Genomic DNA, 11901 nt, shown 5'->3' with positions numbered 1-11901 from the left:
GTTTTTTGAAATCTTTCAGCAACTCATTTATCATAACTTATCGTTTGTTATTTGTCAAGAACTTTTTTGAAGTTTTTTTCAATAGAATCAACCTTCGCAAGCTGTTCTTTTTTAACGACTCAGTTATCTTATCATGTCATTAGCAACATGTCAATAACTATTTTTCAAGTTTTTTTAATGCTATTTTATTTGCATATTACTTAAAACAACAAAAATGAATATATCATGTAAATTTACACATGTCAATATATTTCTCAGCCTATTTTCCCTCGTACATTTGAATTTTGACCACATAAATCGATTATATCTTTTATAGTAGAAAAATAAAGACAAAAAAAGAACACATAACACACTTGATGTTAAGTGTTCAACTGCTCTAACTGTACGAAGCGCTCAGAAATTTGATTAAAATAGGTAAAGACTATTTATTTAGGATAAGTTGCTCCATCAACTGCTCATTGTATCCAATAAATAGAACTTCATCCATAATGATCAACGGACGTCTGAGGAGTTTTGTATGTTGTGTACATAAAGAAATCAGTTGTTTCTTACCTACACAAGAAAGGTCTATCGCAATGTTATGGAAAGCCTCAGACCAAGTCACAAATAGCTGTTCTGCTTGCACTTCTTCAAAACTGCATAATTCTTCTGCTTCTTCTGTACTTAGATCGCGTTCTTCTAAGTCAACAAATTGATAAGGCAATTGATGGTATTCTAACCATTGTTTCGCCTTCAGACTGGTTACACAGTGCGCCGATCCGTAGACTTTCACTTCCACGAAGACTCCCTCCCTATGAATTTAAGATGTTATTGTTTTGTAAATAGATTAGGTTTCTAGCAACACACCGAATTTCACGAGGGACAAATGAACGGATTTCATCTTCATTGAATCCGATTAGTATTCTTTTTTCATCAATCAAAATAGGTCGTCTCAATAATGAAGGATATTCTTTGAATAGGACGATCATTTGCTTTAAAGTTAATTCGTTAAAATCTATTCCCAACTTCTCGTAAATTTTCGACCGAGTGGAAATAATATCTTGAACTCCTCCTTCAGTCGCTGCTAAAATCTTTTTGATCTCACTTTCTGTTAACGGTTCGGCAAAAATATTTTTCTCTTCAAATTCAAGTTGATTCGCTTGCAACCATGCTCTTGCTTTTCTACAGGAAGTACAGCTAGGCGAAGTATATACTTTTATCATTTTCTCACTCCTTTTTAATTATAATCCAATTCTACAGCAATTTCTTTTAAAATACCAATTATTAGCTAATAAAAAATAAAAAAAGTCGAAAAAAATCGATTATTTACGTTTAAATAATGAGAATTATTCTATGTACTTCCTATTTTAATAATAGTATTCTCATTTTTCAAAAATAAATAAGGGAGGTGTGACAAAAATCTTGTCACACCTCCTTTTTCCGAATAAACGGTGTTCCAGAAGTAGCTTCTTCAAAAATAAGCCGAAATTTTACAAAAATTTGAGAAGCAATTTCCGTAAATTCCTTCTTATTTCTTGAAGCTGACCACTCCTGTCACAACCTCTTTTCCATCACTTTCCTTTTTTCATACGACTACCGGTTTCTTTGACAAATCTCGATACTTTCAATTTTCTTGTATTTTTCATTTGAGGTACACATAGATACAGACGATTTCTTGCTCTAGTCATCGCAACATAAAATAGTCTTCGTTCTTCTTCTATCGTCGTCACTGGTTCTGCTTTTATTTCATTAGAGTCGATGACTTTCTTTTCTGTTGCTCCGTTATAAGGCAAACTTCCTTCGTTACAGCCAATTAAAAAGACATTTCTGTAACTAAGACCTTTACTTTTATGAATGCTCTGGATACATAGCGCATCAAGTTTTCCTTGTCTGTAAGCAATCAAGCGGGTTTTTAATTCTTTAGCTGTTGCTTGGGTTTCTTGCGATAAGGCTTGGATACTTCTAAAAGTAGCATGTTGCTTTACTTCTTCTCGTATCCATTCTTGATCACTCTGATCGATTTCCTTAGCTATACGTGGCAGATGAAGATAGCTTTGTACAAGCGAATAGACTTCTTGATGCTGGTCTGTTTTACGCAACGCTTCCTCAAACTGGCGGATTTCTGCAGATTTGGATTTTAAATTGGGTCTTACCGACAAAATATAATCCGTAATGGCTGTATTTTGATATTTAGGAGAAAAGTATTGATCGCATTCACTTTTTTTCAGATAGCAGTCTACCATCAGCTGCCGCAGCAATTGCTGATAGGTTTGATTTTTCTTTTGCGGATTCTGAGCTGTTTGCCAATGAACGATTTTTTGATAGAACTGTTGGAAAGACTTGATACCAAAGATACCTTCATATGGACTATCTGCTTCCAGTACAAAAGGAATATTCGTTTTTAGCAGAGATTGGACAAGTTGCTGTGTTTGCGAAGCCGATCGGTATAATATGATCGATTCCTTATATTTCCCATTTTTTTGAATAAATGACTGAATTTGACTTATCAGCCACTGGCTTTCTGCTTTTGTATCTGAGAACAAATAAGCCTCCATAACACCCGCTTCTTTTTGTGCTGGAATCATCGCCTTTGGTATCCGATCATTTTTGTTATAGCTGATCAATCTATTCGCTCCTTGGACAATAGCTGCCCGAGAGCGGTAATTAGTTAATAAGAAAAGAGTTTTAGTAGGATATTCTTTTTCAAAGTTCTTGATATACGCTGGCTCTGATCCTCTGAATCCATAGATACTTTGGTCATCATCTCCAACAACGATTAACTTGATCCCGTTTTCCTTTGTCATCCGCTTCACGATTTCCCATTGAAGTGGATTAGTATCTTGAAATTCATCAATAAATAGATAATCATATTTCTGTCCAATATAGTGCTGAATCTCTTCATTCTCCAAAGCGCTTTTCAAATTTTGGAGTACGTCATTGAACTCTAACAATTGCTGCCTTCTTTTTTGTTCTTGGAGTTCTGTGAGCAATCCATACAGTCGTTCTGATATCGGTTGTCTTGTATTCTTATCAATGGAATCATATTTTTCTTTAACTAACTGAATCATTTCTTCTATTGATAGGTTCATATTCTGCCAATAGTCTAAGCGAGAAGCAATCGTTTTTTCTCCATATTGATCAAATAGATAAAGATTATATTTACGTATCAGCTGTTGCAAAACAGCATTTACTTTTTGCGCAGTATCTTTTGAAAAGTCTCCTTGTATCCCTTGCATTGCCACTTCAGGGAATTTTCGACAAATCTCATTGTATATCCTAAAAAAGATACTGTGGAATGTTCCGATATGGACAGCAGTTTTCCTTTGGCTGAAATTATCTACTCGTTTTTTTAGTTCATTTGCAGCATTCCGTGTAAAAGTGATCATCAGTATGCGTTCTTCGTCTACTTGTTTTTGTGTCATCAGGTACACCGCTTTTGCACAGATTGTTTGCGTCTTGCCGCTCCCAGCTCCCGCTATGATTCGAAGATGTTTCTCCATGTCGTATGTGATAGCTGCTTTTTGTTCTTGATTGAAGCGATTATAAGAACGTTTCTCCATCATTTTAAAGAAAGAGTTGTTTCCTTTGCTTTCTTTTTCCTGCATCTCTTCCTCAATAAGTCCAGGGGCTTCTCCATAAGCCGCTTCATAGGTAGCAATGATTTCTTCTTGTAGCCGAAAGACTTGTTGAAGCTTTTTATATTTGTTCTCCCAACGATTCAGTTCTTTTTGTAATCGGAGAATTTCTTTTTCATCCAACTGATTGATTTCCTTCCCATCTTTCTTCTTTGAAGTTGTTTCTTCCAATTTGATTATTTAAAATCTCGTTGTCTATTTTTTTCTTTATACTAACAGACCTTTCTAAAAATGAAAATGGGGAGCGAGATGATTTTGGTTTTCTGAAAATGTTTCCTTTTTTTCAATCGTTTATGCTAAGATAAGGAAGACAAAATTATATTCATAAAAGGTGATGAAAAAAATGCAGACTTCCTTTCACGAGGGGCGTACAATAGGTCTTTTGCTGACATTTATCGGAGGAGCAATGGACAGTTATACTTATATCCAGTATGGTGCTTTTGCCTCTGCCCAAACTGGCAATATCATCCTATCGATCATCCAAGCTTTTGACGGAGAGTGGCTAAGCGTTGGCAAAAAAGTATTGTCTACCCTTTTCTTTTTCTTAGGGATTCTTCTAACAAAGTATTTGATTGATTATTTTAGAAAAAAAGAAAAACATTTCTGGCGTTTATTTGTTCTATATTATGAAGCGGTGATTTTTTTCTTTGTTAGTTTGACACCTGTCCATGAACATCCCGCATTAGTAACGATTTTAATTGCTTTTACGGCTTCGATCCAGTGGGTGGCTTTTGATAAAATCAACGGGCGTGCCTACACCAATTTATTCACAACAGGAAATTTAAAAGGGGTAGCAACAAATTTATATGATTATTGTATTTCTAAAGAAAAAGCAGATTTTGATCGATTTTTCCACTATTTAACTGTCGTTCTTGCCTTTATCGCAGGGGCTATTGTCCTTGTATTCTGTCATCATTTGTTTGGCGCCCATTCGATTTTGATTGTTTCTATTTTATTCTTGATCATGGCCCTCACTCAGACATTTCAGTTATGGCAGTTTTATCATACGAACCGTTTCACCTTTTGATTCCCCTGAATCAAAAAAACTAAGCAGGATGCTGTTCACAAAGAAATATTTGTGAGTGAGCAATTTGCTTAGTTTTTTATTATTCAGTTGTAAAGATACCCTTTGCTTTCGGGTTATTTGTAGTGTAGCGGATCGATTGGGCATCTGCCTCTTCTGTCATTTTCTTTGCCCGCATCTTGATTTCTTGTACGATTTGTTCTCCACATGTTGGATCGGCTACGAAATCGTATTTATCCCCATCGATTACTATTTTGGGACATATATCAAACTGTTCATACCATTCTTCATAACGTCGATTGAGTTCTTTATAGTAGGAATAGAGTTCAGGATCTTGCTCTAGCTGTTCATATTCCCGACCTCTTTTTTTGATTCTTGCTAACATAGTTTCAAAAGACACACGAATATAAACCAGTAGATCCGGTTTCTTTTGTGGCGAAATTTCTTCTAATTCCTTCAGCATCGTCTCTAAAAGGCCCTCATACTGCTTTACTTCTACTTCAGAAACACGCCCTAAATCGGCATTCAGATGAAACAACATACTATCTTCGTAGATAGAGCGGTCTAGTACATTATCATCATGGCTGAAAGCATCTTTAATCGCCAAAAAACGTTTGTTTAGAAAAAATATCTGCAATAAAAAAGTATACTTTTCCGGATTAGAATAAAACAGTGGCAATACTTCATTATCCTCCACGTTCTCATAAAAAGGTTTTGTTTCTAAATCTTGGGCAAGCATTTCAGTCAGTGTGCTTTTCCCTGCACCGATCGTTCCTGCAACAATGATCACAATTATCGGCATCCTTCCTGTAATAAAATCTGTTCTTCATTTTACTACTTCATTTATAGAAATAAAAGCCTTGACTTTATCTGCTCCTTAAAGACTGCTTCGCCAATAGTAGCTAGAAGTCACGCCTATTCATGAAAATAAAAGAGTAGAATGGATGAACTTCTACTCTTTTATGCTCTCAACATTTTATCTGTTTTTATTCTTCTATTGTACTTGATTTGCGTACAACTAACTGCCAGTGCAGATTATGAGCGGTATCATTGTCTTCTGCTGCGCAATTCATGACACGTATCATCACGCTATTTTCATAGATTTTTTCTATTTTTCCTTTTATTGGTGATTCAAATAAATCAGATTTAAATGCATATGTTTCGCCGACTTCAAACAATTGTTCATTTTCCATAAGAATCCCTCCATCACCTTTTCTAAGGTCAGTAAATTTTTAACATAAAATAATCAAAAAAACACAAACTTGTCATAAAAAGTACTTTTCGTATCAAAACTGTCACCTTTTTTGGAAAGGATTTAAGGAAATCATGACGGTTTTGATGTCAAAACCACTTTTTATGAAACAAAACACGTTTTTTATTTTTTTTAGCATAGAATTTGTGGTGGAGGTACGTATGAGATGAAAGATAAAGTTGTGAACAAATTATTAGAAACCTTATTCAGCGGAGATAAATCGGAAGAAGATATGGTGTATGTCCAAGTAAAATTTGCCTTAGAAGTTTTATTGAACAACCTTGGAAAACTAGCGGTCGTTCTAGTCTTTTCTCTGGTGACGGGCTCATGGGCGGAAACAGGAATCACCTTTCTTTCCTATATCTGCATCCGCAGATATGCTTATGGATTGCATTCCGACTCTGAATTCGTTTGTCTGCTGTGGACACTGCTTTATTTATGGGGCGTTCCCTTGGTGATGAAACATCTGCAATTGACTATCTCCTTCCCAATGATGGTCTTTTTGTTAATCAGCTGCTTTTTGTTACTGCTTCGCTATGGATCAAGAGGTACAGCAATCAATCCCATTGAACCCGAGAAACGTCCACCATTATTAAAGAAGGCAATCAGCATGTTTCTAATTTTTTCTCTCATCACTTTATTTTTCTCAGCTTCTTACTTTTCTACCTATTTGCTACTTGGGATTGTTTTAGAAATAGCTACGTTGCTTCCTATTACAAAATACTTGATGAATTTTGGAGGAATCTTTCATGAAAAAAACAATCATTAAACAATTAACTAACTTATCTGACTTTTTTGTATCTGGCTGCTGCTTTGGTATGAGTTCTGAATTCAAAATCCCTGAAAAATTAAAAAAATAATACGCTAATTGTGCTATAATTTGGTAAAAATCAATGGGAGCTGTACTTTATGTTTTTATGGTCCATAGCGTTGCAATATTTGATTTACACAATTTGTATCTTATTGATTGACCATCATATCCGATACAACTATCTGTTTGTAGGAGTCACTCTGATTTCTTGCGTTTTGATTGGATGGGTCTACTCAGTTTTAGGGATTTTTACTGCTCTAATTGCTATAGGAATGCTGATGCTTACTTTTTTCTTCTTTTCGACTTCGCGTCAACAATTAGTTTACGCGCTTCCTTGTGGATTATTGACGTCGCTTTTAGGAGATCATTTAACAAGCATCGGCGATTTTTTTGTTTTGAAATCTGCGGTTGTTGAACCAGGAGATTCCTTGCAGTATTTTCACATTGCCTTATCCGCTCTTTTATCTGCTTTATTAGCTTTTTGTTTTAAAAAATCGTTAGAGACTTGGTTTCACACAGTGGACCGCCGTATGATCGGTACGATTGGGACGTTGATATTATTTACATACTATATCATTATTTTTTATACCCGTTTTTCTGGTGAAACACCTGATGTCTTAGCTTTGAATACTAGTTTTTTCATTCTCTATCTGTGTGTCGGCTTGATCATCTTGGTTTATTATTGGAAAATCTCTAATAAGAAATTAGCTGATCAGTTGTTAGAGCAACAAGTCAGGATGCAGCAGGATTATATCAAAGATCTGGAAAAAAACTATCAAGACTTGAGAGAATTCAAACATGATTACCAAAATCTGCTCTTTTCTCTTCACAGCTATATTGCAGAAGGCGACTTGGAAGGATTACGGTCGTACTACGATCAAACGATATTGCCTACACGCCAGATGATGAACCTTTTCCCGGCCAATCTAAGTATGTTGGATAATATGAAAGTTCCTGAAATAAGCAGTTTGCTGTCATTAAAACTTATGATGGCACAGGAAAAAGGATTGATCGTCCAGCTTCATTTTCCTAAGCCAATCGAGTTGGATACGAAACATACGGTAAACCTTGTACGTATGCTTGGTATTATCTTGGACAATGCGATTGAAGGAGCTAGTGCTGCAAAGAAGAAAAAGATCGAATTGACAATCATCAAGAAAAATCATTCCGTGATGATTCGTGTAATCAATACAACAACCAATACATTACCGTTAAACCAGTTGAAACAAAAAGGTTTCTCAACAAAAACAAATCCAAAAAACGAAGGACTTGGCTTGTTTATCTTGGATGAATTGACAAAGACAAACCCTTATCTTTTCCTTGAAACATCAATTGAAAACCAACGTTTTTCTCAAACGATTTATATACAAATAAAATAAAGGAGTAATGATATGATTCCCATTTATATTTGTGAAGACGATCCAAAACAATTGGAAGTTTTATCAACGGTGATCAAAAACAGGATCATGATTGAAAACTTAGACAGTTATGTTCATATTTCTACCTCTGATCCGGAAGAACTTCTCAATGCGGCCAAGATCAGAACTTCTTCTTTTGGTATTTATTTTTTAGATATTGAATTAGAAGACAGTGAAATGGATGGCGTAGCGATTGGTAAATTGATCCGTGAATTAGATCCTTTAGGAAAAATAATCTATGTGACTTCTCATACGGAAATGTCGATGAAAATCTTAAAAAGCAACATTGAGCCGACTGACTATATTGTGAAAGAAGACCTTTATGATTTAAAAGAAAATGTCGAGCAGATCCTGAGCAAAATTTTTGAAGATTTTCAAATGTCCCAGATCCAAAAAGATATCTTCAAAATAGAGTTCAATGATGAGATCAAATTTTTACCGATCAAAGAAATCCAATATTTTTCTACTTCGTTAGGCGCACCACATAAATTGGAAGTTCATTTGACTCATGCTCAATTGCAATTCTACGAGAAGATCAAAGAAATCGAGAAAATGCATCGGAATTTTATTCGTTGTCATAAATCTTATGTTATCAATACACAAAACGTGCGGTCGATTAATAAAAAAACCAGAGAAGTCACGTTGGCAAACGGTGAGACTATCCCTGTCTCTATCCGTGGATTAAAAAAGTTAATTTCATAAAAAGAACCGAATAGTTTGGACCGACTAAATAATCAGCCGATCCAAACCCTTCGGTTCTTTTTGCTTCTCAGTGCAAAAGCATTTCCTGTGCAATTTCACGGCCATCCATTGTGTCTGGATAAAATGTTGGCCAATTTTCCATTTCTTTTAGCAATGCCTCTTGACTTTCATTTCCTGCATATAAATGAAAATGTTCGGAGTCAGCCGGTGCAATCGTGTGATCACTGAATTGAATATATCTAAACGCGCCACTTTCCTTATCTTCTGCTTCGAATAGATACCTTACACCACGGTTTCCTGCCTCGTAGGTTAAGATTTCTTTCCCTACATAACGATAATTTGAACGTTTCGTTGTTCCATCCTTAAACGTAAATGCATCTCTTTCTCACCGATCTTGATTGAAGCAATATCTGTTTGATAGCCCTTCGTATAGTATTCTTTATATTCTTGTGCTGTCTTATCCTGATTCAATTTTTCTTTATATTCAAAAACAGGATCGAATGTCCCATCTTCTACATACGTATCTACTGACTGCCAAGTTCCTGCCCAATCTGAAAGAGAGCGATCTTGTACATCCTCGTCTTCGAAATAACCGTTATAGACGCTCTTTTCTTTTTTGGGAGTCAAAGTATCTTCTAACAGGTTTTCTGTCTCTGTCGTTTTTTTCAACGCTTCGAGGTTGGCTTCCATGATAGAAAGATAGTTTTCTCCATTTTCTATTTGTTCATTCGTCAGCCCCTCCAAAGGATTCAATACTTCTAAAGATACACCTGCTTCGTTTGCTAACGTTCTGGCAATACTATCTTTGGCGTTTTCTTCAAAATAAATATAGTTGATCCCGTGTTCTTTAACAAAGTGTTTCAGTTCAGCGATTCTCGCCGCAGAGGGTTCTTCACTAGAAGAAAGACCAGCAATAGATACTTGATTCAATCCATATTCTAATGCCAGATAGTTGAATGCAGCATGTTGCGTGACAAAAGATCTTTGTTTTGCTTGCTTAAATGTTTCTTGATAAAGCTGATGGAGTGCTTGAAGTTTCTCGGTATAGGCTGCTGCATTTTTTGTCCATACTTCCTGTTTTTCTGGGTAAGCTTCAATCAACTGATCACGTATGCTTGCTACCTGCTTGATTGCTAAACTTGGTGCTAGCCATACATGCGGATCTAGCTCATGTTCATGTGTATGACCTTCTTCCCCGTGTTCATGGTCATGATCATGTCCTTCTTCACTTCCCGGAAGTAAAAGCATACCTTCTGTCGCCTTTATCGTATGGACGTTGCCTTCTTGTAATGTTTTTTGGATTGTGGGGACCCATGTTTCCATATTTTCATCATTATAAACAAAGATATCTGTATCTTGGATCTTTGCCATGTCTTTAGCAGAAGGTTCATAATCGTGGGAATCAGTCCCTGCTGGAATCAATAATTCTACTTCTCCTTCATCCCCGACGATTGCTTTTGTAAAATCATACATAGGATAAAAGGTCGTCATCACGCTCAATTTTTCCTTACTGTCCCCTGCTTCTCCACTTGCCCCGCAACCAGCTAACATACCTGTTAAAACCAGTGTAGCCAATATACCTATCAGTCGTTTCATTTATAACACTCCTTCTCATCTTCTTTCATTTGAATGTTCCGATTCGCCTCTAACAAATCGTAATAGTTACGTTTTAGCAACAGGATTTAATTTATCATAGGGCTAAAAGAGCTGTCAAGCGTTTTCTTATTTTAATTGAGGAGAACTTTCGTATGGATGATTCACGATATTTTTTCAATCAACTCTATCATTTTCCTTTTATCCCCTCTTTTGTCTATAATAAAGTTATAGACAAAGGAGGAAAATTAGTGAAAAAAGAAACAGATACAACGAATCGTTTGATCCGCTTTTTGGGAGGCAAAACCTCTTACTATGTTTTAGGTATGGTGATCCTGCTGGCACTGATCATTTATTTTTTCCATCAGATTTCATTTATATTCAAGCCTGTTGGGATTATTATCGCTACTATCTTGCCCCCATTATTGTTTGCGCTGATCTTATATTATCTTTTGGAACCAGTCATCAAACGTTTAAGCAAGCACCTTTCGAGGAACCTGTCAGTCATTATTGTTTATGTGATTATTTTATTTTTATTGGGGCTTGGAAGCGTATGGCTTGTTCCTTTTCTTGAAGAACAGACAAAAACATTGATTAGCAGTTTGCCAGATTTATTTCAAGATTTCCAAGAGAGTCTCCGTCAATTTTTGGAGAAAACACCTTTTGCCGATTCATTTAATCAATTTTTTACTTCTATTGATGACGTGACGTCTGATATAGCTGGCTTTATTGGAAATTATTGGGAAAGTGGCGCACAACGGATCAGCAATATTTTTTCAACTGTTACAGCTATTTTCATTACTTTATTTACTGGGCCCATTGTCACTTTTTTTCTTTTGAGAAATCCTCAAAAATTTTATCAGTCAGTTTTAGCGATTGTCCCACCAGCCTTTCGTACAGATTTTAAAAATTTGACAAAGATTGCTAATCAACAATTGGGTTCATTTTTAAAGGGGCAGATCATTGCTTCATTTATCCTTGGAGCAGTCTACTGGGTTTGTTTCTTACTGATCGGATTAGAATTTGCCAGTGTTTTAGCTATTTCTGCTGGGTTATTATGTATTATTCCATATATTGGACCGTTTATCGCTTTTTTCCCGGGTTTGATCATTGCATTCCAAGACTCTACTTTTATGGCTGTCAAATTTGTCATTGTCTGGTTTGCCGTACAGCTTCTCCATGGTGACTTGGTAATTCCTCGAGTAATGGGTGATCGGTTGCAGATCCATCCGATTACGATCTTAATCGTTTTGCTTGTCATGGGTGATCTAATGGGAATTGTGGGCGTTATTTTCGGTATTCCTATCTATACGTTAGTCAAATTACTCGTTACTTTTATTTTCCGTAAATTCAAACAACGCTACAATAAATTTTATGGCGACAAAGGAGAATATGAACACTCTTCATTTTCTGAAGAAGATTATTTTAAATAAAATAAAAAACGTCGATCTCACGAGAATACTCGTAGGATCGGCGTTTTATACTTT

General features: G+C 35.7%; 10 protein-coding genes and 1 pseudogene. 5 read left to right on the top strand and 6 right to left on the bottom strand.

The window, feature by feature from the left end:
* Positions 1-421 precede the first annotated feature (421 nt).
* The 3 genes from AB3I27_RS05570 to AB3I27_RS05560 form a co-directional block, all read right to left on the bottom strand.
* The gene (locus tag AB3I27_RS05570; RefSeq protein ID WP_104760299.1) at positions 422-778 is read right to left on the bottom strand and encodes a Spx/MgsR family RNA polymerase-binding regulatory protein; all 357 of its coding nucleotides are present in this window, start codon (positions 776-778) and stop codon (positions 422-424) included.
* 13 nt (positions 779-791) lie between these two features.
* Positions 792-1202 carry a Spx/MgsR family RNA polymerase-binding regulatory protein gene (locus tag AB3I27_RS05565; RefSeq protein ID WP_002286258.1) on the bottom strand — a complete coding sequence of 137 codons (411 nt, stop codon included), beginning with the start codon at positions 1200-1202 and terminating at the stop codon, positions 792-794.
* A 348-nt stretch (positions 1203-1550) separates the two neighbouring features.
* Positions 1551-3737 carry an ATP-dependent helicase gene (locus AB3I27_RS05560; RefSeq protein ID WP_002314068.1) on the bottom strand — a complete coding sequence of 729 codons (2187 nt, stop codon included), beginning with the start codon at positions 3735-3737 and terminating at the stop codon, positions 1551-1553.
* A gap of 220 nt (positions 3738-3957) precedes the next feature.
* On the opposite strand from AB3I27_RS05560, the gene AB3I27_RS05555 reads away from it, so the two are divergent.
* Positions 3958-4641, top strand: a complete 684-nt coding sequence (locus AB3I27_RS05555) for a YoaK family protein (RefSeq protein ID WP_002310796.1) — start codon at positions 3958-3960, stop codon at positions 4639-4641.
* A gap of 79 nt (positions 4642-4720) precedes the next feature.
* Here the strand turns inward: AB3I27_RS05555 and AB3I27_RS05550 are convergent, their stop codons facing one another.
* On the bottom strand, positions 4721-5440 hold the full coding sequence (locus tag AB3I27_RS05550) for a deoxynucleoside kinase (RefSeq protein WP_002312814.1): 720 nt from the start codon (positions 5438-5440) through the stop codon (positions 4721-4723).
* A 184-nt stretch (positions 5441-5624) separates the two neighbouring features.
* Positions 5625-5831, bottom strand: a complete 207-nt coding sequence (locus tag AB3I27_RS05545) for a hypothetical protein (protein WP_002293266.1) — start codon at positions 5829-5831, stop codon at positions 5625-5627.
* A 225-nt stretch (positions 5832-6056) separates the two neighbouring features.
* On the opposite strand from AB3I27_RS05545, the gene AB3I27_RS05540 reads away from it, so the two are divergent.
* The 3 genes from AB3I27_RS05540 (at position 6057) to AB3I27_RS05530 (ending at position 8821) form a co-directional block, all read left to right on the top strand.
* A complete protein-coding gene (locus tag AB3I27_RS05540; RefSeq protein WP_002310790.1) occupies positions 6057-6659 on the top strand; it encodes an accessory gene regulator B family protein in 603 nt (200 codons plus the stop codon).
* 140 nt (positions 6660-6799) lie between these two features.
* Complete coding sequence (locus tag AB3I27_RS05535; RefSeq protein WP_104760300.1) at positions 6800-8080, top strand: ATP-binding protein; 1281 nt, start codon at positions 6800-6802, stop codon at positions 8078-8080.
* A gap of 12 nt (positions 8081-8092) precedes the next feature.
* The gene (locus AB3I27_RS05530; protein WP_002293258.1) at positions 8093-8821 is read left to right on the top strand and encodes a LytTR family DNA-binding domain-containing protein; all 729 of its coding nucleotides are present in this window, start codon (positions 8093-8095) and stop codon (positions 8819-8821) included.
* A 67-nt stretch (positions 8822-8888) separates the two neighbouring features.
* Here the strand turns inward: AB3I27_RS05530 and AB3I27_RS05525 are convergent.
* Positions 8889-10417: pseudogene (locus tag AB3I27_RS05525) on the bottom strand (zinc ABC transporter substrate-binding protein AdcA).
* A 248-nt stretch (positions 10418-10665) separates the two neighbouring features.
* On the opposite strand from AB3I27_RS05525, the gene AB3I27_RS05520 reads away from it, so the two are divergent.
* A complete protein-coding gene (locus AB3I27_RS05520) occupies positions 10666-11847 on the top strand; it encodes an AI-2E family transporter (RefSeq protein ID WP_002293256.1) in 1182 nt (393 codons plus the stop codon).
* Positions 11848-11901 lie beyond the last annotated feature (54 nt).

The organism is Enterococcus sp. C46, from assembly GCF_040887565.1.
GTDB classification, from domain to species: domain Bacteria; phylum Bacillota; class Bacilli; order Lactobacillales; family Enterococcaceae; genus Enterococcus_B; species Enterococcus_B lactis.
Note: the sequence above shows the minus strand (reverse complement) of the source record. Positions and strands in the feature narration are given on the sequence as shown.

What these genes read in the sequence shown, in the direction of transcription:
- AB3I27_RS05565 (WP_002286258.1), bottom strand. Translation starts at nt 1,202, where the DNA reads ATGATAAAAGTATATACTTCGCCTAGCTGTACTTCCTGTAGAAAAGCA.
- AB3I27_RS05555 (WP_002310796.1), top strand. Translation starts at nt 3,958, where the DNA reads ATGCAGACTTCCTTTCACGAGGGGCGTACAATAGGTCTTTTGCTGACA.
- AB3I27_RS05550 (WP_002312814.1), bottom strand. Translation starts at nt 5,440, where the DNA reads ATGCCGATAATTGTGATCATTGTTGCAGGAACGATCGGTGCAGGGAAA.
- AB3I27_RS05545 (WP_002293266.1), bottom strand. Translation starts at nt 5,831, where the DNA reads ATGGAAAATGAACAATTGTTTGAAGTCGGCGAAACATATGCATTTAAA.
- AB3I27_RS05540 (WP_002310790.1), top strand. Translation starts at nt 6,057, where the DNA reads ATGAAAGATAAAGTTGTGAACAAATTATTAGAAACCTTATTCAGCGGA.
- AB3I27_RS05535 (WP_104760300.1), top strand. Translation starts at nt 6,800, where the DNA reads ATGTTTTTATGGTCCATAGCGTTGCAATATTTGATTTACACAATTTGT.
- AB3I27_RS05530 (WP_002293258.1), top strand. Translation starts at nt 8,093, where the DNA reads ATGATTCCCATTTATATTTGTGAAGACGATCCAAAACAATTGGAAGTT.